23 protein-coding genes are annotated in these 24,400 nt (G+C 68.9%); 12 read left to right on the top strand and 11 right to left on the bottom strand.

Features of this window, described 5'->3' with window-relative positions; translation table 11 throughout:
- Positions 1–24: 24 nt before the first annotated feature.
- Both MPPM_RS02655 and MPPM_RS02650 read left to right on the top strand, forming a co-directional pair.
- A complete protein-coding gene (locus MPPM_RS02655) occupies positions 25–1,104 on the top strand; it encodes a sensor histidine kinase (RefSeq protein WP_096483689.1) in 1,080 nt (359 codons plus the stop codon).
- A gap of 186 nt (positions 1,105–1,290) precedes the next feature.
- The gene (locus tag MPPM_RS02650) at positions 1,291–1,719 is read left to right on the top strand and encodes a SufE family protein (protein ID WP_096487683.1); all 429 of its coding nucleotides are present in this window, start codon (positions 1,291–1,293) and stop codon (positions 1,717–1,719) included.
- A gap of 45 nt (positions 1,720–1,764) precedes the next feature.
- On the opposite strand, the gene MPPM_RS02645 is transcribed toward MPPM_RS02650, so the two are convergent.
- The 3 genes from MPPM_RS02645 to MPPM_RS02635 all read right to left on the bottom strand — a co-directional run bounded on the left by MPPM_RS02645 (position 1,765) and on the right by MPPM_RS02635 (position 3,530).
- Positions 1,765–2,607, bottom strand: coding sequence for a DUF6456 domain-containing protein (locus tag MPPM_RS02645; RefSeq protein WP_096483687.1), 843 nt, complete (start codon positions 2,605–2,607; stop codon positions 1,765–1,767).
- A gap of 128 nt (positions 2,608–2,735) precedes the next feature.
- Positions 2,736–2,930 carry a hypothetical protein gene (locus MPPM_RS02640; protein ID WP_096487682.1) on the bottom strand — a complete coding sequence of 65 codons (195 nt, stop codon included), beginning with the start codon at positions 2,928–2,930 and terminating at the stop codon, positions 2,736–2,738.
- Between the two features lie 162 nt (positions 2,931–3,092).
- The gene (locus MPPM_RS02635) at positions 3,093–3,530 is read right to left on the bottom strand and encodes a Ros/MucR family transcriptional regulator (RefSeq protein ID WP_096483685.1); all 438 of its coding nucleotides are present in this window, start codon (positions 3,528–3,530) and stop codon (positions 3,093–3,095) included.
- Between the two features lie 415 nt (positions 3,531–3,945).
- Here MPPM_RS02635 and MPPM_RS02630 point away from each other — a divergent pair, with 415 nt between their 5' ends.
- From MPPM_RS02630 to MPPM_RS02620, 3 genes are all read left to right on the top strand, one after another.
- On the top strand, positions 3,946–6,093 hold the full coding sequence (locus MPPM_RS02630; RefSeq protein ID WP_096483683.1) for a S9 family peptidase: 2,148 nt from the start codon (positions 3,946–3,948) through the stop codon (positions 6,091–6,093).
- A 163-nt stretch (positions 6,094–6,256) separates the two neighbouring features.
- On the top strand, positions 6,257–6,709 hold the full coding sequence (locus MPPM_RS02625; protein WP_096483680.1) for a hypothetical protein: 453 nt from the start codon (positions 6,257–6,259) through the stop codon (positions 6,707–6,709).
- Positions 6,710–6,828: 119 nt separating this feature from the next.
- Entirely contained in the window at positions 6,829–10,164 is a 3,336-nt protein-coding gene (locus MPPM_RS02620; RefSeq protein ID WP_096483678.1) for a tetratricopeptide repeat protein, read from the top strand.
- A 3-nt stretch (positions 10,165–10,167) separates the two neighbouring features.
- On the opposite strand, the gene MPPM_RS02615 is transcribed toward MPPM_RS02620, so the two are convergent.
- The 5 genes from MPPM_RS02615 to fabA all read right to left on the bottom strand — a co-directional run bounded on the left by MPPM_RS02615 (position 10,168) and on the right by fabA (position 14,676).
- The gene (locus tag MPPM_RS02615; RefSeq protein ID WP_096483675.1) at positions 10,168–10,569 is read right to left on the bottom strand and encodes a DoxX family protein; all 402 of its coding nucleotides are present in this window, start codon (positions 10,567–10,569) and stop codon (positions 10,168–10,170) included.
- A 57-nt stretch (positions 10,570–10,626) separates the two neighbouring features.
- On the bottom strand, positions 10,627–11,388 hold the full coding sequence (gene fliP / locus MPPM_RS02610) for a flagellar type III secretion system pore protein FliP (protein WP_096483672.1): 762 nt from the start codon (positions 11,386–11,388) through the stop codon (positions 10,627–10,629).
- A gap of 67 nt (positions 11,389–11,455) precedes the next feature.
- Positions 11,456–12,289, bottom strand: a complete 834-nt coding sequence (gene fabI / locus MPPM_RS02605; RefSeq protein ID WP_096483670.1) for an enoyl-ACP reductase FabI — start codon at positions 12,287–12,289, stop codon at positions 11,456–11,458.
- Between the two features lie 461 nt (positions 12,290–12,750).
- Positions 12,751–13,977, bottom strand: a complete 1,227-nt coding sequence (fabB, locus tag MPPM_RS02600) for a beta-ketoacyl-ACP synthase I (protein WP_096483667.1) — start codon at positions 13,975–13,977, stop codon at positions 12,751–12,753.
- Positions 13,978–14,136: 159 nt separating this feature from the next.
- A complete protein-coding gene (fabA, locus tag MPPM_RS02595; RefSeq protein ID WP_096483665.1) occupies positions 14,137–14,676 on the bottom strand; it encodes a 3-hydroxyacyl-[acyl-carrier-protein] dehydratase FabA in 540 nt (179 codons plus the stop codon).
- 322 nt (positions 14,677–14,998) lie between these two features.
- Between fabA and irr the strand changes: the two genes are divergently transcribed.
- Complete coding sequence (irr, locus tag MPPM_RS02590) at positions 14,999–15,499, top strand: Fur family transcriptional regulator Irr (protein WP_096483662.1); 501 nt, start codon at positions 14,999–15,001, stop codon at positions 15,497–15,499.
- A gap of 73 nt (positions 15,500–15,572) precedes the next feature.
- On the opposite strand, the gene MPPM_RS02585 is transcribed toward irr, so the two are convergent.
- A complete protein-coding gene (locus tag MPPM_RS02585; RefSeq protein ID WP_096483660.1) occupies positions 15,573–16,172 on the bottom strand; it encodes an SH3 domain-containing protein in 600 nt (199 codons plus the stop codon).
- 311 nt (positions 16,173–16,483) lie between these two features.
- On the opposite strand from MPPM_RS02585, the gene MPPM_RS02580 reads away from it, so the two are divergent.
- On the top strand, positions 16,484–17,488 hold the full coding sequence (locus MPPM_RS02580; RefSeq protein WP_096483658.1) for a 2-hydroxyacid dehydrogenase: 1,005 nt from the start codon (positions 16,484–16,486) through the stop codon (positions 17,486–17,488).
- An 81-nt stretch (positions 17,489–17,569) separates the two neighbouring features.
- On the opposite strand, the gene MPPM_RS02575 is transcribed toward MPPM_RS02580, so the two are convergent.
- Positions 17,570–18,577: a bifunctional riboflavin kinase/FAD synthetase gene (locus tag MPPM_RS02575; RefSeq protein ID WP_096483655.1), complete on the bottom strand. Its 1,008-nt coding sequence runs from the start codon at positions 18,575–18,577 to the stop codon at positions 17,570–17,572.
- Between the two features lie 304 nt (positions 18,578–18,881).
- Here MPPM_RS02575 and MPPM_RS02570 point away from each other — a divergent pair, with 304 nt between their 5' ends.
- The 3 genes from MPPM_RS02570 (at position 18,882) to MPPM_RS02560 (ending at position 20,430) form a co-directional block, all read left to right on the top strand.
- Complete coding sequence (locus MPPM_RS02570) at positions 18,882–19,265, top strand: response regulator (RefSeq protein WP_003604011.1); 384 nt, start codon at positions 18,882–18,884, stop codon at positions 19,263–19,265.
- Positions 19,266–19,464: 199 nt separating this feature from the next.
- Positions 19,465–20,001 (top strand): protein phosphatase CheZ, encoded by a 537-nt coding sequence (locus MPPM_RS02565; RefSeq protein ID WP_096483653.1) that lies wholly within the window; start codon positions 19,465–19,467, stop codon positions 19,999–20,001.
- 201 nt (positions 20,002–20,202) lie between these two features.
- Positions 20,203–20,430 (top strand): hypothetical protein, encoded by a 228-nt coding sequence (locus MPPM_RS02560; RefSeq protein WP_096483651.1) that lies wholly within the window; start codon positions 20,203–20,205, stop codon positions 20,428–20,430.
- A 47-nt stretch (positions 20,431–20,477) separates the two neighbouring features.
- Here the strand turns inward: MPPM_RS02560 and MPPM_RS02555 are convergent, their stop codons facing one another.
- The gene (locus tag MPPM_RS02555) at positions 20,478–21,959 is read right to left on the bottom strand and encodes an EAL domain-containing protein (RefSeq protein WP_096487681.1); all 1,482 of its coding nucleotides are present in this window, start codon (positions 21,957–21,959) and stop codon (positions 20,478–20,480) included.
- Positions 21,960–22,245: 286 nt separating this feature from the next.
- Between MPPM_RS02555 and MPPM_RS02550 the strand changes: the two genes are divergently transcribed.
- Entirely contained in the window at positions 22,246–22,467 is a 222-nt protein-coding gene (locus MPPM_RS02550) for a heavy-metal-associated domain-containing protein (protein ID WP_096483649.1), read from the top strand.
- Between the two features lie 215 nt (positions 22,468–22,682).
- Positions 22,683–24,356, top strand: coding sequence for a formate--tetrahydrofolate ligase (locus MPPM_RS02545; RefSeq protein WP_096483647.1), 1,674 nt, complete (start codon positions 22,683–22,685; stop codon positions 24,354–24,356).
- Positions 24,357–24,400: the final 44 nt, after the last annotated feature.

The following is a 24,400-nucleotide window of genomic DNA, read 5'->3' as shown; positions in this document are numbered from 1 at the left end:
GCCGAGAGCGAACAGACGAGCGGAATGGTTGCTGACACGCCAGAGGGCGGCTTTCCAGGGAATGGCGCGACCGAGACCCCCTTCGACCTCGGTGACGGCTTTCGCCGATTTGCAGATCACGTGCCGCTGATGATGTGGCGGACGGACGATTCCGGACGCTCCACCTATCACAACGAGTGCTGGCTCCAGTTCACCGGACGGCCCCTGGCCGACGAGATCGGCGACGGGTGGCGCAAGGGTCTGCACCCGGACGATTTCAAGCGTCACGCCGAGATCGTGGCGAAGGCCTTCGAGTCGCGCTCGCCGTTCTCGATCGAGTTTCGCCTCCGCCGCCATGACGGCGCCTATCGCTGGCTGCTCGATACCGGCCGCCCGCTCGAGGAAAACGGTGTCTTCTACGGCTATCTCGGCTCGTGTTTCGACATCACCGACCGCAAGAACGCCGAGGAACATGCCGAGCACGCGCTCGTCGAGAAGGAAACGCTCCTGGCGGAAATCTATCACCGGGTGCGCAACAATCTTCAGGTGATGGTCAGCCTGATCGGGCTCTACGGCCGCGCCGCGCCGGAAACCTGCCGCGGCAGCTTCGATGCTCTCGGGCAGCGGGTGAGGGCGATCGCCCTGGTGCAGCAGCATCTGCACGAGGCGCCGCATATCGCCTCGATCGACCTGCGCGATTACCTCCGCCGCCTTGCCTCGGGACTGGGACAATTGCGCCGGGCCGGACAGATCAGCGTCGGGATCGAGGGGGAGGGCACTAGCCTGGTCGAGCCTCGCACCGCCAACGCGCTGGGAATGATCGTCGCCGAGATCGTCGCGGAGTGCCTCGACGCGACGAACGATTCGGTCACCTGCGGAATCGTGATCCGCATCGATGCCGGTGTCGGTGCGCCGGTGCGTCTCTCGATCGTGTCCGGCTCCGGAGAGGCCGCCGCCGCGGGGCGGGAGGGTGTGCCGAAGCTCGGTCCCCGCCTCATCGCCGCCTATGCCGCCCAGGCGGAGATTGCGGTCAGCGGCACCGCTACGGACGCCGACCCGCTGCTCCTGCAACTGCCGGAGGCACGGGCCTACGTCCCGCCTTCGCTCCCTCCGGCCCTGCGCTGACGCATCGCTCGCAATCGAGCCGTCCGGAGAGGTGGGGCCCGGCCGACGAAAGACGGCGGCACAAAAACGCGCCGCAGCTTCGTGCCTGATCCGATATCGGGCACGGTGATCCCGTGCCTCGCGGTGCCGCCGCACGATCGCTATATCGACGAGACCGATGCCCCGCCTGTCCTGAACCTGAGTGCCATGCTGCCCGACCTCGACACCATCGTCCAGAATTTCGAGATCCTCGACGATCCCATGGATCGGTACGAATACGTGATCGAGCTCGGCAAGCTGATGCCGAAAATGCCGGAGGACGCGAAAGTCGAGGACAACCGCGTCTTCGGCTGTGAAAGTCAGGTCTGGATCGACGTCTCCCTCGCCACCGCCGCCGGCCAGCCCGCGCTGAGGCTCAACGGCGACAGCGACTCTCATATCGTGAAGGGTTTCGTGGCCCTGATGGTTGCCCTCTACGACGGGAAGACGCCCGATCAGGCGATCGAAGCCGACGGCTTCGACCTGCTCAAGCGTCTCGATTTCGGATCACACATCACGTCGAAGCGCTCCAACGGCGTGCGCGCCATGGTGGACCGCATCCACAAGGATGCGGCCCGGCTCAGGACGCTGAATTGATCGTCCGCGAGAAGACCCGCGAGACGCGTGCAGCCGATCGGGGGATCACGACGAGGTCGGTGTCCCCTCGGTTGTGAGGCGCCAAGCCCGGCTGCGCGCCCGTTCCGGCCCCGTCGCCTCGGCCTGGATGCCGTAATGTTCGGCGAGGCGTCCGAGGGCGATGCGCGCCACGACCTTGGCGGAGCGCGCCGGCCAGCGCCGCTCCGACTCGATCCGCTCAAGGCCCTTGAGAAAGCCGCAGAGGTCGATCAGCAGGCTTGAAAGATCCGAGCCCACCGCCGCCAGGGCAAGGTCGACCCTCTGGCGCGCGGCGATGACCCGGTCGGAGGCCGAGGCCGGATCGCGCGGCCCGCCCCCATCGACGCGCGGCGCGGTCCAGTCGGTCGAGAGCTGCGGCAGCATCTGTGCCGAGGCGAGGTCGTGGCGCAGCCGCTCCCCTGCCGCGAAAGCGGCCGCGTCGATCATCGGCGCACCGTCGCGTCCGCGCCGTCGCGCCATCCAGGCCAGCGGGCTCTCGGCGGTGTCGCGCAAGTGCTCCACCTCGCCCGACCCCTCGCGCACCAAGGCGAGATGCTGCGCTCGGAAACCGTCAAGTCCGCAGGCTTCGGCGCGCCGGAGACGGGCTCGACCGGCCGCTCCGATCACCAACCGGCTGCGTCGCCCATCGTCGCGCGCCGCGAGGTCGGCCGCGAGCAGCGCCTCGCCGGCACGTGCGGAGAACCGTCCCGCTCCCAAGGAGACACCGCGACCGCTGCCGCGCACGATCAGCGTTTCGGGCGCGCTCGGATCGGGGAAGGCGTAGGCGCCCTCGGGCCCCAGCGCAGCCAGGAGGCGTTCGGCCTCGCGACCGAGACCACCTCTTTTGTTCGTGTTTTGTTCTAAAGACATCACAGCACCCGAACGGAACCAACGTCCGGAGGCTAAGGGAAAATCGTCCTAATACAAGTCTTGACAGAAACTTGTGCGCCCAGGGGTTGCACCGTCACGCTCCCCTTTCGCGCTGTCTCAGGGACGTTTCAGGACTGAGCCGGCCTAGTCGGCGGCTTCTTGAGGATCTCGGTCACCTCGTCCACAGATTTGTCGCGCACCTCGTAGCCCATTCGCTCGAAGCGCTCGATCAGCGCATCGCTCTCGCTCGCGGAGCGGGCGGCCCACTCTGCCAATGCCGCATTGGTCTTGGACAGTTGTTCGGAAAGATCGTCGTCGCTCATGCCGAAGGAATGCAGCAACGGTTGCTCCGTTCCACGACAAGCTTGTTGATAAGTCGATTCTGTCACGCCAACTTGTCCGATCAGCCGGGACGTGATCGGACCACTGCGCCGAAAATCGATGCGGCGCAGTGATTGTCGCGTGGAGCTGCAATCCGGAACGGATCAGGCGGCCGCGTCGTAGCCCGGTCGCACCTGGCCCAGGCCGATCGCCTTGGCGAGGTCGGAGCGGGCTTTGGCGTAGTTCGGCGCCACCATCGGGTAGTCGGGCGAGAGGCCCCATTTGGCGCGGTACTGCTCCGGCGAGAGATTGTACTTGGCCCGCAGGTGGCGCTTCAGCGACTTGAAGGTCCGCCCGTCCTCCAGGCAAACGATGTAATCGGGCTGAATCGACTTCTTGATCGGCACGGCCGGCTGCTGCGGCTCCTGGGCGGCGGGCTGCGGCGCAGGCACGCGGCCGCTTCCGACTTGGAGCAGGGCGCCGTGAATGCTGCCGATCAGGCCGGCGAGTTCAGCAGCCGGCACCGGGTTGTTGCTCACGTAGGCGGCGACGATGTCGGCTGTGAGAGCGACGTAATCGACCGACGGCTCGGTTTCGTTCATGGTCTCGATTATCCCTTCGCGGTGCATCGCGCGCAATCGATCCAGCCCAGTGTCCAGCGGAAAACAGACAGGAAAGGGCCGGCTTGTGCAATCGTGCCGCTTGTTTTCGGTTTTGAGTGACGCCCCCTCAGTCACGGTCTCTACCTAGAACATCTAAATTAGACCTGCAAGACAGAGCGGGTATGCACAAGTGAACGGGTCCGCCGCTTCCGGGACGTGCACAATTTAGCGTGAATGCTCAGGCTCTTTTCGCCCCAGTGGCAGCGGAGCTGAGCTTGCCGATGCGACCAATGATGCGATCAATGCAGGCGCTGCGCGCCTTGCGGCCGGCGATGCGGCGCGGCACACCCCCTGTCATCCGACACCTTCACCTCCCGCACGTTCACCTGCCACGCGTTTCGACCGGAGTTCGGCGATGACCTTCGAACCACCCGCCTTCGCCCTGCCGCCCGCGGCACCCGCGGCCGAGGCGCGCCCGCACGCCTTCGAACTCTTCGGCCGGCGCGTGGAGGATCCCTTCGCGTGGCTGAAGGATGCGAACTGGCGCGCGGTGCTCAAGGACCCGTCGGCGCTCGCGCCGGATATCCGCGCCTATCTCGAGGCCGAGAACGCCTATGCCGAGGCGGCGCTGAGCGGCGCCGCGGCTCTCCGCAAGTCACTCGTCGCCGAGATGCGCGGGCGTATCCGTGAGGACGACGCCTCGGTTCCCGAGCCCGATGGTCCCTTCGCCTACTATTCCCGTCACCGCGAGGGCGGGCAGCACCCGCTGATCTGCCGCCGCCCGCGTACGGTCCACCGCATCGCCGAGCAGCCGGAGGACGGCGAGACCGGCGAGCAGATCCTGCTCGACGGCGATAAGGAGGGCGAAGGTCTCGCCTTCTTCGAGATCGCCGGCGCGGCCCATTCCGACGACCATCGCCTGCTCGCCTGGGGTGTGGACACCAAGGGTTCGGAACTCCACACCATCCGCGTGCGCGACCTGGAGACCGGCGAGGACCGTCCGGAGCGGGTCGAATCGACGGCGGGCGACGCGGTGTGGAACGCGGCGGGCACCGCCTTCTTCTACGTGGCGCTCGATGAGAACCACCGCCCGGCCCGCGTCATGCGGCACCGCCTGGGCACGGACCAGGCCGAGGACGCGATCGTCTACGAGGAGGCCGATCCGGGCTTCTTCGTGAATATCGGTCGCACCCAGTCCGGCACCTATCTCACCGTCACGGCAAGCGACCACGAGACGGCGGAAGTCCACCTGCTCGACCGCGCCGACGACGAGGGCGCGCTCCGCTGCGTCGCGCCCCGCGAGGAGCGGCTGATCTACTCGGTCGAGCACTGGGGCTCGTATCTCGTCATCTTGACGAACGCCGACGGCGCGGTGGACTTCAAGATCGTCACCTGCCCCCTCGACGCCACGGCGCGGGAGAATTGGCGCGACGCGGTGCCCTACCGCCCCGGCGTGATGATCCGGCACCTGCACGTGCTCGGAAACCACCTCGTGCGGCTCGAACTGGAGAACGCCCTGCCGCGCATCGTCGTGCGCGACATGAAGGGGGATGAGCACACCGTCTCCTTCGCGGAGGAGGCCTATTCGCTCGGCCTGCTGCCCGGCTACGAATTCGAGACGGCGCGCATCCGCTTCACCTACTCGTCGATGACGACGCCGGCCGAGACCTACGACTACGATTGCGTCACCCGCGCGCGCATCCTGCGCAAGCGGCAGACCGTGCCGAGCGGCCACGAGCCGGCCGATTACGTGACCCGCCGCCTGTTCGCGACGGCCCCGGACGGGGAGAGCGTGCCGATCTCGCTGCTTCACCGCCGCGGGCTCGCGCTCGACGGCTCGGCGCCGCTGCTGCTCTACGGCTACGGCTCCTACGGCACGCTGATGCCGGCGGCGTTCCGCACCAACCTGCTCAGCCTCGTCGACCGCGGTTTCGTCTACGCCATCGCCCATGTCCGCGGCGGCACGGAGAAGGGCTGGAACTGGTATCTCGACGGCAAGCGCGACAAGAAGCCCAACACCTTCACCGATTTCGTCGCCTGCGGTCGGGCGCTGATCGAAGCGAATTACACCTCGCAGGGGCGCATCGTCGCCCATGGCGGCAGCGCTGGCGGCATGCTGATGGGCGCGGTCGCCAACCTCGCGCCGGAGCTCTTCGCCGGCATCGTCGCCGACGTGCCCTTCGTCGACGTGCTCAACACCATGCTCGACGCCGACCTGCCGCTCACGCCGCCGGAATGGCCCGAATGGGGCAATCCGGCCGAGAGCCGGGCGGCGTTCGAGACGATCCTCTCCTACTCGCCCTACGACAACGTGGCGGCCAAGGCCTATCCGGCGATCCTGGCGCTCGGCGGCCTGACCGACCCGCGCGTGACGTACTGGGAGCCGGCCAAATGGGTGGCACGGCTGCGCGCCACCATGACCGGCGGCGGTCCGATTCTCTGCAAGATCAACATGGAGGCCGGTCACGGCGGTGCCGCCGGCCGGTTCGATCGCCTGGAGGAGGTCGGCCTGATCTACGCCTTCGCCCTGATGGCGGCGGCGCGCGCGGCGAAACCGGCCTGACCAACGTCAGCGCCGGCCGCGACGGGGCGCGGCCGGCACTTCGACAAAATCCCGCCGATAAGGCAGAACGGCGCCCGCAACTTCGCTGCGCGGCTGCAGCAGAGAAGAAGCAGAGCATAAGATCAAAATAATAATGAAATACGATCGGTCAGGGAGAGATACGATGAAACACCTCGCGATCGCAGCTGCTGTTCTGTTCGGGCTGCCGCTTGCCGCCGTGGCCGAGGAGGTGGCGCCCAAACCGGCGGCAGAAGCGGCGAAGTCCGCGACCGAGGCGGCGACGACGGCGCCCGGCACCGTTCCGGATGGCGCTCCGAAGGCGCCCCAGACCGCTCAGGAGCGCCAGGAGGCGAATGCCGCCAAGCTCGCCGGGCTCGTCCGCTTCGTCGGCGAATCCTGCAAGGAGGCGCAGCCCGATTACGAGCGGTTCAGGTCGGTCGTGGCGGCGATGGGCGTTGATCTCGATGCGATCTCGAAGGGCGCTCTGCTCATGCGCAGCATGAGCTACACCGAAGCCTATCGGAAGAACGTCGACGAGAGCTGTCGCAAGGCGCAGGAGATGTTCGGCGAGAAGGGCACGGCGATCCCCGGCCTCGTGCTGCGCAAGGCCTCGTGACCGGAGCGGCGTTTTAAGCGCACGTTCACCGCGCTGAGCGAGAGTGCCCGCACGAGTGGCGTTCGGCGCCCGGCCTCCGTCCGAGGCCGGCCGCCGCTGAGAGGCGGGCGTTTCGCGCGATGGGGGGACGGGCCGGTCAGGGAAAGCGGCTGCGTCCGGGCGGGCTTCTGCTGCGCGCCGGCCTCGCCGTCGCTCTCTGCGCCGCCGCGTCCACCGCCGAGGCCGCCCGCCTCATCGCGGCCAAGGGCGCGCAGCCGACGGAGGGTTATGGCCGCATCGTCCTGACCTTCGACGAGCCGGTCGCGGTCAAGGCGCGGCTCTCGGGCGCGATCCTCGTGCTCAGCTTCGGCCAGGCGGTCGGTGCCGGCCCCGAGCGGATCGTCGCGGGCATGCCGGACTACGTCAGCGTGGTACGGCGCGATCCCGACGGATCGGCCCTGCGCCTCGCCCTGCAGCGCCCCTATCAGATCAATGTGCAGGATGCCGGTGAGCAGGTCTTCATCGATCTGCTGCCGGAGAGCTGGAAGGGCTTCCTCCCGCCGCTCCCGAGTGAAGTGGTGGCCGAACTCGCCCGCCGGGCCGCGGCGGCCGAGGCGAGCCTGAAGGCCCGCAACCCGGCCCCGGTGCCGCGTCCGCTCACCCTCGAACTGGCCCGCATCGATGCACGGACCCGGCTCTCCTTGCGCCTGCCGGAGGGCACCGTCGCTGCCTTCGCACCGAACGGCGCAGGGACGCGCCTGACGCTCCCCGGAGCATGGCGCGTCGACGATCTCGCCCTGCGGGGGCGCCTCGCCCCCAGCATCGGCCGGGTGGCCGTCGAGACGGAGATGGGCGAGACCCGGATCATCGCGAGCCCGGCCGAGGGCGTGAGCCTCGCCAGCGAGCGTGACGAGGATGTCGTCAACATCGACTTCCTCACCAAGTCCAAGCCCGTGGAGCCCCCTGCGCAGGCGGCCGCCGAGGCCAAGGCCGATGCGAAGGAGCCTCCGAAAACAACGCCACCGCCCGCTGCCCAGGCCGCGGACGCATCGTCGACCCGCCGCGCGGCGCCGACGCCCGCGTCGCGCAGGGCGGGTTCGGGCCTCGTCTTCCCCTTTACCAAGCGCGTGCCGGCGGCCCTGTTCGAGCGCGGCGGCATCGTCACCCTCGTCTTCGCCACCACCGATCCCGTGACCGTGCCTCCGCCCGGAGCCACCGGCCTCGTCGCCCTGGCGCCTCCGCGGCGCAGCGGCGGCTTCACCGTCCTGCGCTTCGCCGCGCCCACCGGCCGGCTCGTGGACCTGATGCCGGTGACGGAACCGGGCGGATGGGAGCTGGTGACCGGCGATAGCCTCTCCCCGAGCGAGAGCCTGATCGCCCAGCGCGCGCCGGCCGCGCAGGGACGGCTCGGCGTCGCCCTGCGCCTGCCCGAGGCCGGCCCTGTCGGCTGGTTCGATCTCGACGGCGAACGTATCGCCGTCGTCACCGCCGACGGCAGCCGTCCGGCGGGGGTGGTCAAGGCCCAGCGCTTCGTCGAATTCGAGCTGATTCCGAGCCGGCTTGGACTCGCCGTGCTCGCCCATGCCGACGATCTCATCGTGCGGCCCGACCTCGACGGCGTGACGATCGGACGCGAGGGCGGAAAGGAGGGCCGAGAGAACGGACTCTCCGTCTCGGGCGTGTCCCGTCCCGCCGACCCGCCCGTAGGAGCGGTAACGGAACTCGCGATCGATCGCGACGCCTGGGAAAAAGCGCAGCGCGGTGACGTGCGCGCGACGCTGCGGGAAGGCCTCGCCGTCGCCGTGGAGGCTCAGCGGCGCGATCGCGGCGGCGCCCGCCTCGCTCTTGCCCGCGCCCTGATCGCCAACGATCTCGATGTGGAGGCGCTCGGCGCGCTGAATGCCGCCGCCGCCGAGGACGTCGTGATCGACGGCGACCGGCAGACCGTGCTGATGCGCGGCATCCTGCTCGCCCGGATCGGACGGGCCGAGGAGGCGCGCAAGCTCCTGTCGGACGAGCGGCTCGCCACCAATCCGGAGGCCCGGCTCTGGCGGGGCTACGCCGACGCCCTGGCCGGTCGCTGGAGCGAGGCGGCGGTCGCGCTGCGCGCCGGCGAATCGGTGCTCGAACGCTACCCCGAACCTCTCGCGTCGCTGTTCCACGCCGCGGCCGCCGAGGCTGCGGTCGAGACGGGCGATTGGGAGGCGGTCACCCGCGAATCGATCGCCGCGACCCCGGCCGCCACCGAGTACACCCGGGACCGGCTGTCGCTTTTGCGAGCGAAGATGGACGAGGCGACCGGGCGCGGTGCGGCGGCGCTGGCGGCCTACGAGGCGCTGCGGGAGCGGGCGCCCTGGCCGCTGGCCGCGGAGGCGACTCTGCGCGCCGCTGCCCTCGGCCACGCGCTGGGCAAGACGACGCTGCCCGACGCGATCGACCAGTTGGAGGTTCTGGCCCTGACCTGGCACGGCGGACCGACCGAGATCGGGACGCTGGGTGCGCTCGGCGGCCTGTACGAAGAGGCCGGGCGCTGGCGCAAGATCTTCAACACCGCGCGCCGGGCCAACGCCCTCAATCCGCAGGCATCGATCGCGCGTGCCCTGCACGAGCGCGCCATGACCGTGTTCGAGGACCTGTTCCTGGGCCCGCGCGGGGAGAAGCTCGGCGGCGTCGAGGCGTTGGCGCTGTACTTCGACTTCAAGGATTTCGCGCCGGCCGGCCGTCGGGCCGACGAGATCGTGCGGCGCTTGGCCGACCGCCTCGTCGCCCTCGACCTGCTCGATTCCGCCGATGAATTGCTGCAGTACCAGATCGAACACCGCCTGGAGGGTGCGGCGCGCTCCTCGGTCTCGGCGCGGCTCGCCACGATCCGGCTGATGGAGGGCAAGCCGCTGCAGGCGCTCCAGACGCTCGACGCGACGCACCTACCCGAGCTTCCGGAAGACGTGCGCCGCGCCCGCGCGCTGCTGCGCGCGCGCGCCCTGTCGGACCTGTCCCGCACCGATCTCGCCCTGGAGGCCGTCGAGGGCGAGACCGGGGCCGATGCCGAGCGGCTGCGCGCCGACATCCTCTGGGCGGCCCGGCGCTGGCGCGAGGCCGGAGAGGCGCACGAGATGATCCTCGGGCCGGCATGGCGTTCGGGCAAGCCCCTCGACGAGACGGCGCGGGCGGACGTGATCCGCGCCGGCATCGCCTACGGGCTCGCGGGCGAGTCCCTCGGGCTTGAGCGGCTCAAGGCGAAATTCGCCGGGCTGATGGCCGAGAGCGCGGATGCCCGCACCTTCGCCATGCTGACCCGACCGGACGCGCCCCGCTCCGCCGCCTTCCGCGATGCGGCCCTGCGTGCCACCAAGGCGGAGACGCTCGCCGCCTTCCTCACGGAATACCGCAAGCGCTATCCCGACAGCGCCGTGCCGGAGCCGGGCAGCGCCGCGACGGGCAACCGGGCCGAGGCACCGTCCCCGCCGCCGGGGTAACGGTCAGTACGTGCGGCGGCTGCGCTGCGCGTCGATGCTCCACGGGCCCGGGCCGGCGAAGGCGATGTAGAGGAAGACGAAGCAGTACAGGATCGCCGCATCGCCGCCGTTCAGGGCCGGGAAGAAGCTCTTGGGCGCATGGGCGATGAAGTAGGCGAACGCCATCTCGCCGGAGAGGATGAAGGCCACCGGCCGGCTGAACAGCCCGATCACCAGAAGCGCGCCGCCGACGAGTTCGAGCAGGCCGGCAATGCCTGACATCGAGAGCAGGGGCGGGTTCATCGCGCTCGGCGGGAAGCCGAGGATCTTCTGCGTGCCGTGCGCCATGAAGATCAGCGCAGAAACGATCCGCAGCACACTCAGCATCCGCGGTGCCCATTGTGCGGTGATGCTCGTCAGATCCATGTCACGACGTCCTCTCTACGCGAAAGCCCGCAACCTCGAATCGTAGTCAGGCGGACCTCACCCTCCGTAGCTTTGAATGAGAGACCCCGCCACCAGCGTCCAACCGTCGACCAGAACGAAGAAGATCAGCTTGAACGGCAGCGCGACGGTGGCCGGAGGCAGCATCATCATGCCCATCGCCATCAGCACCGAGGCGACCACGAGGTCGATGATGAGAAAGGGGATGAACAGCAGGAAGCCGATCTCGAAGGCGCGCCGCAATTCGGAGATCATGAAGGCGGGGGTGACGATCTCGAGGCCGATCGCCTCGGGGCCCGCCGGGGCCGGCTGGCGCGCCATGTCGAGGAAGAGCTTGAGATCCTTTTCGCGCACGTTGCGCAGCATGAAGGTCTTGAAGGGGGCCGAGGCCCGCTCAAAGGCCTGCGACTGACTGATCTGTCCGGCGACCAGCGGCTCGACGCCGGCCCGGTAGGCCTCGCGCGCCGTCGGCGCCATCACGAAGGCGGTGAGGAACAGGGCGAGGCTCACCATCACCGTGTTGGGCGGTGCGGTCTGCGTGCCGAGCGCCGAGCGCAGGATCGACAGCACCACGACGATCCGGGTGAAGGAGGTCGCCATCACCAGCACCGAGGGCGCGAGCGCCAGGACCGTAATCAGCGCGACAAGCTGGAGCGCCCGCTCGGTTGTGCCGCCCGCCCCGAGATCGAGCGTGACGCTCTGCGCCCAGGCCGCGCCCGAACCGCCCGCCAGCAGAAGGGCGGCCAGAATCGTCGCCAGGAGAGGGGATCGCGGCAGGAGCCGGCCGGGGAGGGGGATCATCTCGGGCCGCACCCTGCGGCGTGACGCGTTCGCGCACAAGCGACGCGACGACACGCTGCCGGCTCGATCACACGTCGTCGCCGACGACGCCCGCCTCGTCCTGGGCCTGGAGCACCGCCGGGCGGGGCATCGAGATGATGTTGTAGCCCGAATCGACGAAGTGGATCTCGCCGGTCACGCCACCCGAGAGATCGGAAAGAAGGTAGAGGGCGGAGTTGCCGACGTCGTCCAGCGTCACCGTGCGCCGCAGCGGGGCGTGCGCCTTCTGATGATTGTACATCAGCCGAGCATCGGCGATGCCGGCGCCGGCCAAGGTCCGCATCGGGCCCGCCGAGAGCGCGTTGACGCGGATGCCATCGGGACCGAGGTCGCTGGCGAGATAGCGGACCGACGCTTCGAGTGCGGCCTTGGCCACGCCCATCACGTTGTAATTGGGCATCACGCGGGTCGAGCCGGCGTAGGTCAGCGTCAGCAGCGAACCGCCCCGCGGCATCCGCGCGGCCGCTCGCTGGGCGATCTCGGTGAAGGAGAAGCAGGAGATCGTCATGGTGCGCGAAAAGTTGGCGCGGGTCGTGACGTCGACGTAGCGGCCCTTGAGCTGCGCCTTGTCCGAGAAGCCGATGGCGTGGACGATGAAGTCGATCCCGTCGGGGAAGCGCTCGTCGAGGGCCGCGAAGGCGGCATCGACGGAGGCGATGTCCTCGACGTCGCAGGGCAGCACGATGTCGGATCCGACGGAAGCGGCCAGCGGCGTCACGCGGCGCCCGAGCGCCTCACCCTGATAGGTGAAAGCGAGTTCCGCTCCGTGTCGATGCAGGGTTTTGGCGATGCCCCACGCGATCGAGTGATCGTTGGCGACTCCCATGATGAGGCCGCGCTTGCCCGCCATCAAACCCGTCATTCTCTAACCCGTACGCGTTCGGTCCGGCGCCTTCACGCCCCGACCGAGGCTTAGCCCGCCGGGCGCGGGCCTGTCCACGCATGCCGATCGATTGCAAGGGGCGAAGGTCCGAACCAGCCGGAACGGCAGGACGGAAGCCGTAACGGGGGGCGCCGGGGCCGGACATGAGTGTGAGAGGTGGCGACCCCGGCTTCAGAAGTAGCCGCGTGTCCCCGCCTGGGCGTCGTCGATGAGGGTCTGCTTGGCACGCACCGCGACGGTCGCGGCAACGGCGACGCCAGTCACGGTGAGCAGAGCGAGGGCGACGATCATGATGTTAACCTGCCTATCGAAGCAGGAACGCGGATGCAGTTGATCCGTTCCGCCGATCCATCAGATGAGGGATCGGCCTATGCTTGGCTGTTGCTTCGCAACTGCGAAGACCGCACCGCCGCACGGCACTCGCCGCGCGGCGGTTGCGATCACGCGTCCGGGTGCTTGAGCACCAGCGTGGCGTTGGTCCCGCCGAAGCCGAAGGAGTTCGACATGACGTGGCCGAGCTGCACCCCGTCCCGCCGCTGGCGCAGGATCGGCATGTCGGCGAAGGCCGGATCGAGCTCCTCGATATGCGCGCTCTCGCAGATGAAGCCGTTGTTCATCATCAGCAGCGAGTAGATTGCCTCCTGCACGCCCGTCGCGCCCAGGGAATGGCCGGTCAGCGATTTGGTGGCCGAGATCGGCGGGCAGGATTCGCCGGCGCCGAACACCTCGCGGATCGCCTCGATCTCCTTGTCGTCGCCGACCGGCGTCGAAGTCGCGTGCGGGTTGATGTAGTCGATCCTGGCGCCCTTCAGGTCTTCCATGGCTTGGCGCATGCAGCGCACCGCGCCCTCGCCGGAGGGAGCGACCATGTCGTGGCCGTCGGAGGTGGCGCCGTAACCCGCGACCTCGCCGTAGATCCGCGCGCCGCGGGCCTTGGCGTGCTCGTACTCTTCCAGCACCAGCACCCCGGCGCCGCCGGCGATGACGAAGCCGTCGCGGTTCGCATCGTACGCACGCGAGGCGCGGGCCGGCGTATCGTTGTAGCGCGAGGACATCGCGCCCATGGCGTCGAACAGGACCGAGAGCGTCCAATCCAGCTCCTCGCAGCCGCCGGCGAAGATCACGTCCTGTCGGCCGCCGCGGATGATCTCGGCGGCATTGCCGATGCAGTGGTTCGAGGTCGCGCAGGCGGAGGAGATCGAGTAGTTCACGCCGCGGATCTTGAACCACGTGGCCAGCGTCGCCGAGGCCGTCGAGGACATCGCCTTCGGGACGGCGAAGGGGCCGACGCGCTTCGGTCCCTTCTCGCGGGCGATGGCGGCGGATTCGACGATGGTGCGGGTCGAGGGACCGCCCGAGCCCATGATGATGCCGGTGCGGTCGTTGGAGATCTCGCGCTCTTCGAGCCCGGCGTCGCGGATCGCCTGATCCATGGCGATGTGGTTCCAGGCGGTGCCGCCGCCGTGGAAGCGCATGGCGCGGCGATCGACGACACCCTCCGGATCAATCGTCGGCGCGCCCGCGACCTGGCTGCGGAAGCCGTGCGCGGCCTGCGCATCGGCGCGCGCGATCCCCGAGCGGGCCTCGCGCAGGGAGGCCAGGACCTCCTGGGTATTGTTGCCGATGGACGAGACGATGCCCATCCCGGTGATGACGACACGCCGCATGATGGCTCGTGCTGCTTGGCGCCGCGGCTTGTGCGGCGTTTCCTCGGGGAGGTCAGTTAGGATGATGTGCGGTCAATCTCAACCGCGCTTCAACGGCTCATCGCCGAACCGGTGGCCGCTTCGTCACGAAAACGGCTTTCAAAACGGCCTTTGCCGGTGTCAGGCGCGAAACAGGGCCACGCGCAGGTCGTTCGCCTCGTAGATGCGCCGGCCGTCAGCCTCGAGCCAGCCGTCGGCGATGCCGAGCACGAGCTTGCCCTGACGCACGCGCTTGATGTCGATGCCGTAGACGACCTGCTTGACCGTCGGCAGCACCTGATCGGTGAACTTCACCTCGCCGACACCCAGCGCCCGGCCGCGGCCCGGCGCGCCGAGCCAACCGAGATGGAAGCCGACGAGTTGCCAGAGGGCGTCGAGCCCGAGGCAGCCGGGCATCACCGGATCGTCCTTGAAGTGGCAGGGGAAGAACCAGAGGTCCGGCCGAATGTCGAACTCGGCGAGCACGTGCCCCTTGCCGTGGGCGCCGCCCTCGGTCCCGATCGAGGTAATCCGATCGAACATCAGCATCGGCGGGAGCGGAAGCTGGGCATTGCCCGATCCGAACAGCTCACCGCGCCCGCAGGCCAGGAGCTCCTCGTAGGAGAAGCTCGAAGCGCGCTGCGGAGAAGCGCCGTCGGATTGCTGGTCGAGAGAGGCCATGGATGACGTACGGGTCCTCAGTGACGGACGGGTCCGATTCCGGTGAGCGGACGGGGCATGATGGAATGGGCGCCTCGTTAGCACAGCCTTTCCGCGCTCACCAAGCGGCACCGGCAGGGCGCCGACACCCGTTCAACGCGCGTCGACCCTCGAAGTCCCATGTGCCGGCCCGCGAAGTCCCGTGCGAAGAACCATGCGGAGAGCCATGCGTCCTCCACGTATCTAATCGAACTGGGCACCTGCACGGGTTGCCGCAGGGCTTCATGATCCGTATAATTTCCTTGCTATACTCATTCTAAATAAGCGGGAATCGTTCCCAGCAATGTCCGATCTGATGCCTCTCCAGGCCGTGCTGAACGCCCGGTCCCTCTCGCCGGCCGATGGCGCCGGTCGCCGGGGCTGCCCGCTCTCCGACCTGCGCGACCGCCTGCGCCGGGCCGGTCTGCGCCCGACCCGCCAGCGCCTGTCGCTGGGCTGGCTCCTGTTCGGCCGCGGCGATCGTCACCTGACGGCGGAAATGCTCTACGACGAGGCGATGCGCGCCAAGGTGCCGGTCTCGCTGGCGACCGTCTACAATACGCTGCATCAGTTCACCGAGGCGGGCCTGCTGCGCCAGCTCGCGCTGGACGGGTCGAAGGCCTATTTCGACACCAATCCGAGCGAGCACCACCACTTCTTCCTCGAGGAAGAAGGCGAGGTCCTCGACATGCCGGAATGCGGCATCTCGGTCGATTCGCTCCCCGAGGCGCCCGAGGGGATGGAGATCGCGGGCGTCGAGGTGATCGTCCGCCTGCGCCGTCGCAAGGTCTCGGGCCGCGCCTGATTCGGTCTCGACCGTTCTCGAAATGAAAAAGGGCCCGGATTTCCGGGCCCTTTTTCGTTGCCGATCTGGTGGCCTATTCCACCCGCTCGTCGGGATAGACGCCCCACAGCCGGCTCTGGCGGATGTAGCCGTCGACGTCGCCGCGCTTTTCCGGAAGTGGCACGACGAGGCGGCACCACGTTCCGGTGCAGCTCTTCACGCTGCCGATCACTCCGGGCTGCAACCGCGCCTGCTCGCCCGATTGCTCGTCGGCGCGGGCATTCAGCGGTACGGTGGCCTTGGCCGCGTCAGCCCGCTCGCCGGAGGGCGGGATCACCACGGCGGTGCGGCGGCCCGACAGCAGCGAGTGCAGCACCCAGCCCTCCGTCCCTTCCGAATCGCGGATGCGGCGCCACGTCTCGAACTCGGCGACGATCTCGACCGGCAGGCCCTCTCGCTGGAACACCCAGAGAGTGCGGTGGTCCTTCGAGGGTCCCTCGCGCAGGTTGACGCGGTTGGTCTTCAGGCTGGCGTAGCGCGGCAGGGGCAATTTCGTCACCGGCCCCTTGCCGACCTCCGGCGCCGAGGCAGGGGGCGGAGCGGCCTCGGCAGTCAGCGGCACCAGCAGGGCGAACAGGGCTGCGAGCAGCGCGAGGCGGGTGGGGTTCATCGGGGGCAGCTCAGGCGGGCGCATCGTGCCTCGTCTCCGATCCGTGGCTCCAAAGTCGTGCGTCTGATGACGTTTCGGCGTCGCGCCGGAAACATCGGCGGCCCGGCGCCCGGTCGGCTCTCCGGCACTGATCCATCGGGGTTAGGGCCGCATTGTGTTCGCCGACCTCTCTGCTAGAGAGGCCAGACGTCCTGCGGCGGTCCGGGTGCCCGGTCCGCCTTCGCTCCATCTGGCCGCGTCATGGTTAAGGGAGCGTAAGCCGGCCCTTCGCGGCACAGCCGGGAAAGGCTCAGGCGCAGGCACGGGAAAGCGGGCCGGCCTCGTCGGGAGGGAACATGTCGTCGTTGAAGCGCAAGCCGCTGGTGGTCGTCACCCGGCGCCTGCCGGACGCGGTCGAGACGCGCATGCGCGAGTTGTTCGACACACGCCTCAATCACGATGACGCGCCGCTCTCGCAGGAGGCGCTCGCTGCCGCGATCCGCGAGGCGGACGTACTGGTGCCGACGGTAACCGACGAAATCAATTCCGGCCTCCTCGCCCAGGCCGGGCCGAACCTGCGGCTCATCGCCAATTTCGGCAACGGCGTCGATCACATCGACGTCGCCGCGGCTCTTGAGCGGGGCATCACGGTCACCAACACGCCGGGCGTTCTGACCGAGGACACCGCCGACATGACCATGGCGCTGATCCTGGCGGTGGCCCGCCGGATCGCGGAGGGCGCGCGCATCATCCCCGACGATGATTGGACGACGGGCTGGTCGCCGACCTGGATGCTCGGCCGGCGCATCACGGGCAAGCGCCTCGGCATCGTCGGCATGGGCCGGATCGGCCAGGCGCTCGCCCGCCGGGCCAAGGCGTTCGGCCTGTCGATCCACTATCACAACCGCCGCCGGGTCCCGACGCATATCGAGGAATCGCTCGATGCGACCTACTGGGAATCCCTCGACCAGATGCTGGCGCGGGTGGACATCGTTTCGGTCAACTGTCCGCACACGCCGGCAACCTACCACCTGCTCTCGGCCCGCCGCCTCAAGCTGCTCAAGCCCGAGGCGATCGTCGTCAACACCGCCCGCGGCGAGGTGATCGACGAGAACGCGCTCGCGCGCCTGATCGAGGGCGGCGAGATCTCGGCGGCCGGCCTCGACGTGTTCGAGCAGGAGCCGGCGGTGAGCCCGCGCCTCGTGCGGCTCGCCCGTACCGGCAAGGTTGTGCTCCTGCCGCATATGGGCTCGGCGACCCACGAGAGCCGCACCGACATGGGCGAGAAGGTCATCATCAACATCAAGACCTTCATGGATGGCCACCGCCCGCCGGACCGGATCCTCCCGAGCATGCTCTGAGAGCATCGGGCGAGCCCGGCGCCGTATCGGGGGCGTCACCCAGGTCGCGCCTCCCTTCGAGCAGGGAGGCCGCAACCGTGGTCAGCCCAGCATCGACGGCACGCGATCCGTTTGGATCGCGGCCCGGGCTCGGGCCGAATCGACATCCATCTGTGCGATCAGCGCCTCTGCGCTCGAAAACCTCTCTTCGCCGCGCAGATAGGCCAGCAGCTCGACGGCGACTTCCTGTCCGTAGAGGTCGCCCTTGAAGTCGAACAGGTGCACTTCGAGGAGCGGCGCTCCGTCGTCGAAGGTCGGGCGGCGGCCGTAGCTCGCCACGCCGTCATGGAGGCTGCCGTCGGCGAGGCGCACCCGCACCGCGTAGATGCCGTGGGCCAGTCCGCAGGCATCGAGGGCGAGGTTGGCGGTGGGGTAGCCGAGGGTGCGTCCGCGCTTGTCGCCGTGACGCACCGGCGCCAGCACGAACCAGCGATAGCCGAGAAGATCGTTGGCGCGCGCGACGTCGCCGGCGGCGAGGGCGGCGCGGATCGCGCTCGAGGAGATCGGCGCGTCGCCGGGTTCGGCCGACACCGCCGGAACGATGCGGCAGGACAGGCCGGCCTCGGCGCAGAGTTCGGCGAGGATCCCGGGCGAGCCCTCCCGCCCACGGCCGAAATGGAAGTCGTGGCCGATCACGACGCCGGACAGGCCGAGCTCGTCGCGCAGCCAGCCCTCCACGAAGTCGCGCGCGCCGGTGCCGGCGAGACGCGCGTCGAAGCGCCGGACGATTAGGCCGTCGAGCCCGAGCCGCGCGAAGACGATTTCCTTGGCCCGCGGGCCGGTGAGCCGGAACATCGGCTGGTCGGGCGCGAAGAAGGCGCGTGGATGCGGCTCGAAGGTCAGCACGGCGGCGGGACGCGATCCGGCCTCCTCACGCACCGTCGCGATCAGCGTCCGGTGGCCGCGATGCACGCCGTCGAAATTGCCGAGCGCGGCGACGGCACCGGCGAGGGCCGGCGGCACAGGGTCGTCCTCACGGCAGACCGTGAAGCGCTTCGGGGGAAGGCCGGTCCCGGCGGACGGCACGGCGTTCTCGTCGCCTGAGGGCATCGGCTCCTGCGATCGGATGTGTTTTGTCGGGTCTGACGGGTCAATCGAGACGGACATCTCGACGGAGGGCACCGGTGCGGCCGTTGCGGTTCGCCCCCACCGCGCGGGGCCGGAGACTTGGCGAAATCAGTCTGCCCGGTCAAGCGAATCGGACGGGAGCCCGGATTAACCGCTTCGCAATGCGGGCCGTCTATTGTTCGTCGGACGGAAGGCAGCTCCGCTCGCACGCGTCGATGCGACGTTGATCGCTCGAGAGGGCCGCGCGCCGCCAGTAACGATCAGGGACACACGGAGCACACGTCATATGGCCCTCGACCTCAGCATGCCTATCCTGGTGGTCGACGACTACCAGACCATGGTGCGCATCATCCGCAACCTCCTCAAGCAGCTCGGCTTCGAGGATGTGGATGATGCCTCCGACGGTACCGCCGCTCTCGCGCGCCTGAAGGGCCGCAAGTACGGCCTCGTCATCTCGGATTGGAACATGGAGCCGATGACCGGCTACGAGCTTCTGCGCCATGTCCGCGCCGACGAGGGCCTGCGCACCACGCCGTTTATCATGGTCACCGCCGAGTCGAAGACCGAGAACGTCATCGCCGCCAAGAAGGCCGGCGTGAACAACTACATCGTCAAGCCCTTCAACGCCGCGACCCTGAAGTCGAAGATCGAGGCGGTCTGCGGAGCCTGATCGCTCGAGCCGCCGACGAGGTCTCCTCTGACACACAGGAAACGGGTCGGCGGACGGGAGTGGCACGAGGACGTGGCGTGCGCCGGCCCCGAATATGGTGTCGCCGGGCCGCACGCCGGATGAACGGTCGCCCCCGCGGCGGCCGGCCTCGAGCGGGTCGAAAACAGAACGTCGCGAGTCATCGCCCAAGAGATCGACCATGAGAATGACGCTCACGGCACGCGACGGCCGGTCGCAGAATTCAAATCCCTCGGCCATGGTGAAGGAACTCCTCGACATCGCCGACTACATCGCCAGCTTGCGGGACGCGATCGCGCTCCTCCGGGCCAACGAGTTGACGCGCGACCGTCTGCCGATGGTCCACGAGGAGCTGAGCGAGGTGGTGGCGGCGACCGCGGGCGCGACCAACTCGATCATGAACACGGCCGAAGCCATCCTGGCGCTGCCCGACGGAAAGGGCTACCGCGACGCGGTCGAGGCGAAGATCTACGACATCTTCGAGGCGTGCACGTTCCAGGACATCACCGGACAGCGCATCGCCAAGGTGGCGGAGGCGATGAGCCAGCTCGAGGGCCGGCTCGCCCGCTTCAGCGCCGCGGTGAAGGCCCGCGACGCTGCCGGCATCGACGAGACGGAAGCCGACCGTCGCAAGCGGAACGAGTCGCTGCTGCTCAACGGCCCGCAGATGGGCGGACCGGCAACGGCGCAGGACGCGATCGACGCGCTGTTCGCCTGATCCGGCCTTCGCCGGAGCGGCGCGGAGCCGGGTGGGCTCAGCCATTGGACGTCTGAACCCGAGCTTGGGGCGAAGGCGGAAACCGTCTTGCGCTTACGGCCAAGCTGCCTTGATCCGAACATCGCGCCTGCGAAAAACTGTCAAGGTCCTCCCCGATGAAGGAGGCGGAACCCGTATCGGGACCGCCGCAGGGGCTGGACCATGGCGAATTTCGATCTGCCGCCGGATCGCGCATCCGGTGATGCCCTCGACCGCGTCCGCGCACAGGGGCAGCTGCACCATTCCATCGCGACGACACTGCTGGTGATCGCCGCCGCCCGCGCCGAGCGCGAGGCGCCTCCGATCTCCGCGGCGCGCCAGCGCCTCGCGCAGGTCTACGGTGCCACGCGCCTGCGCAAGCGGCTTGAGCGCGAGGCCGCCGGGGCCTGACCGCTGCCTCACCGACGTCGTCCGCCTGAGACGACCATCCATTGAACTCATCCAGCTCGGCGCAGGAAGTCCCGGAAGGGGCGGCGCTGCGGCGGCGGGCTGGGGGGCGGATCGGGCGAGGGCGGCGGCGGAGGCGGCGCCGCATCGGGTGAGGCCGAGAGCACTTCTGCCCGCACCGCGCGGGGCGCGGCGAACACGCCGCCCTGCGCCAGCGGCACGTCGAGATCGATGAGGTCGGGCACCTCGGTCTCGGATTCGACGCCCGTCGCGACCAGCCGGATGCCGACGCGGCCGAGGGAGGCCACCAGATCCTCCAGCGCGATGTCGGGCATCGCCGCGCGGTCGAGCGGGCGCAGCAGCAGCGCGGCGGCGACCTTGACCTGGGCGATGCCGCGCTCGGCCAGGGCGTTCGGGTCGAAGCGCAGGTCGATCGGGCGATCCATCACGAAGCCGATCCGTCCGCGCAGCCCCGCCAGAAGGGCCGCCTGCTCGGCATCGAGGCTGCGCCAGCTCGCCTGCGGCAGGGCGATCACCACGCGACCGGCGAGTTCCGGCCCCTCGCTGACGAGGCGGCCGAGGGAGCGCAGGAATCCGGGCTCGAACAGCGAGTGCGGCGTGAGGCTGTAGCTGACCGAGGCGGGGCTGCCGCGCCCCTGGAGATGGCGCGCGATGGTGGCGACGCGCTGGAGCATGCGCCGGTCGAGAGCCGTAGTGCGGCCGTGGCGCTCCAGTACCGGCAGGAAGGTTTCCGGCGTGTAGACCGCGTCGCCGACCGTGAGCCGCGCCAGGGCCTCGTAGGCCACGACCTTGCGCTGCGGCAGGGTGACGACCGGCTGCAGGTACACTTCCAGTCCCTCGCCGTCGAACGCGTCGATCAGCGCTGTCTCGTCGCCGGCCGTCACGAACGGATCGGAGGGGCGGGCAACCGGAGGGGTCGTGCGCGGAACGAGCCGCATCGGCGTCGATACCGGTTCCGGGGCCGGCAGGACGGTCGCGGCGGGCGCCGGACTCGGCTGGATCGTTTGGATCGTCTCCACCGCGCGCGAACGTGGGGGCGCCTCGGGCGGCTGTGCCTTCAGGCGGGCGATATCGCTGTCCTGCGCGGACACCACGGCCGCGAGTTCGCGCACGATCCCGCTGAGGATGCCGATCTCGGCGGTCACCTCCTCGATGCCTGAGACGAGCCGCGCATCGAGAGCCTTGATCGCCCCGTCGCTCGACGGAGCCGACGGTTCCGCGGGGCTCGCGCCCTGCATCCGTGTCTGGACGAGAGCGGCGGCGACGGCCTCCAGCTTCACCAGACGTTGTGACAATACGCCGATCTCCTTGGACACGACCTCCTGTGCGGTGGAGAGGGCGGTCAGCCGCCGCCACAGCAGGGCGCCGCCGACGATGGCCAGTCCCGATACGGCGGCGACCGCGGCGAGCGGCACGAGAAGCGCCAGCGGAACGAGGATCAAGACGCCGACGAGGCCGAGGATCCAGGGGGTGCCGCGCGGGCGGATCGTACGGGATTTCGGTGTCTTCACCGTCGATCGACGCGCTTCTGTCTGGCGGCCGCGGCCGGGCTTCTCGTTCACGGCGCGGGACGGGCTCCCGCAGAGCGTGTGGCTGAAACGCACCGGCTGGCGTGGAGTGGCGCGTCCGGCTCGTCGTAACCCTAATGTCGCCGAGGCTGTCCTCCGCCGCAAGGCGGCGCACCCGTTTCTCCCGTGCATTCGGCCCGTTGGCGCGGCGCGCTTGCCGAGCGCGATCCCGAGGCCACATCTGCGAAGGCCGACAGACGGCCGAACGGCAGGCAGGGATTGGTGTGCGATGGATCAGAGCCCGATCGAACTGACGATGCGCGTGGAGGGCATGACCTGCGAGGGCTGCGCCGAGGCCGTGCGCCGCACGATCCGCCGCCTCGATCCGAAGGCGGAAGTCGCGGTCGATGTCGATCATGGCCGGGTCACGGCCCTGACCGTCGCCCAGAGCCTCGACGTTGCGCAGGCGCTGACACAGGCAGGCTATACCGCCACGGCGATGACCGGCTGAGGATCGGGCGGATATTCGCTTTTCCCCCTGAAGAAACTTAACGGCCGGTATCAAAAAAATCCGAGACGCTTTTCACCGCTGTTTCGCTCACACTGCGACAATCGGTTTATCGTGGCTGTTTCGTCCGCTACCACGGAGACGCGTGGGCTGACTGCGCGCCGGGCGGCGGTTCGGCGCGCCGCGAGCCCGGGCCACAAGAAACGACGGTGAGAGAAATGCCCTCAGACATCGAGATCGCCCGCGCGGCGACGCTGAAGCCCATTGCCCAGGTCGCCGAGCGGATCGGCATTCCCGATGAGGCGCTGCACAATTACGGCAAGCACATCGCCAAGATCGACCACGGCTTCATCAAGTCGCTGGAGGGCAAGCCCGAGGGCAAGCTCGTGCTCGTCACCGCGATCTCGCCGACGCCCGCGGGCGAGGGCAAGACCACGACGACGGTCGGCCTCGGCGACGCGCTGAACCGCATCGGCAAGCGGGCGGTGATGTGCCTGCGCGAGCCCTCGCTCGGCCCCTGCTTCGGCATGAAGGGCGGCGCAGCCGGCGGCGGCAAGGCGCAGGTCGTGCCGATGGAGCAGATCAACCTGCACTTCACCGGCGACTTCCACGCCATCACCTCGGCCCACTCGCTCGCCGCGGCGCTGATCGACAACCATGTCTACTGGGCCAACGAACTCAACATCGACGTGCGCCGCATCCACTGGCGCCGCGTGGTCGACATGAACGACCGGGCGCTCCGCGCGATCAACCAGTCGCTCGGCGGCGTCGCCAACGGCTTCCCGCGCGAGGACGGGTTCGACATCACCGTCGCCTCCGAGGTGATGGCGGTGTTCTGCCTCGCGCGTGATCTCGCCGATCTCGAGGAGCGCCTCGGCCGCATCGTCATCGCCGAGACCCGTGACCGCAAGCCGGTGACGCTGGCCGACGTGAAGGCCACCGGCGCCATGACGGTGCTGCTCAAGGACGCGCTGCAGCCGAACCTCGTGCAGACGCTGGAGGGCAATCCGGCCCTGATCCACGGCGGCCCGTTCGCCAACATCGCGCACGGCTGCAACTCGGTGATCGCCACCCAGACCGGCCTGCGGCTGGCCGATTACGTCGTGACGGAAGCCGGCTTCGGCGCCGATCTCGGGGCGGAGAAGTTCATCGACATCAAGTGCCGTCAGACCGGCCTCAAGCCCTCGGCGGTGGTGATCGTCGCCACGGTGCGCGCGCTGAAGATGCATGGCGGCGTCAACAAGAAGGATCTCCAGGCTGAGAACCTCGACGCCCTGGAGAAGGGCTTCGCCAATCTCGAGCGCCACGTGAAGAACGTGCGGAGCTTCGGCCTGCCGGTGGTGGTCGGCGTGAACCACTTCTTCCAGGATACCGACGCCGAGCACGCCAAGTTGAAGGAGCTGTGCCGCGACCGGCTCCAGGTCGAGGCCATCACCTGCAAGCACTGGGCCGAGGGTGGCGCCGGCGCCGAGGAACTGGCCCAGGCCGTGGTGAAGCTCGCCGAGGGCGAGCAGAAGCCGCTGAGCTTCGCCTACGAGACCGAGACGAAGCTGACCGACAAGATCAAGGCGATCGCGACCAAGCTCTACGGCGCGGCCGACATCCAGATCGAGTCGAAGGCCGCCACGAAGCTCGCCGGCTTCGAGAAGGACGGCTACGGCCACCTGCCGATCTGCATGGCCAAGACGCAGTACTCGTTCTCGACCGATCCGACCCTGATGGGCGCACCGTCGGGCCACCTTGTCTCGGTGCGCGACGTGCGCCTCTCGGCGGGAGCCGGCTTCGTCGTGGCGATCTGCGGTGAGATCATGACCATGCCGGGCCTTCCCAAGGTGCCGGCGGCGGACAACATCCGGCTCGACGCCAACGGGCAGATCGACGGGCTGTTCTAGACCACCGCTCGAACCCTCCCCCTCCGCGGGGGAGGGTTCATTTT

The sequence above is a fragment of the Methylorubrum populi genome, assembly GCF_002355515.1.
In the GTDB taxonomy this organism is placed as follows: domain Bacteria; phylum Pseudomonadota; class Alphaproteobacteria; order Rhizobiales; family Beijerinckiaceae; genus Methylobacterium; species Methylobacterium populi_A.
Note: the sequence above shows the minus strand (reverse complement) of the source record. Positions and strands in the feature narration are given on the sequence as shown.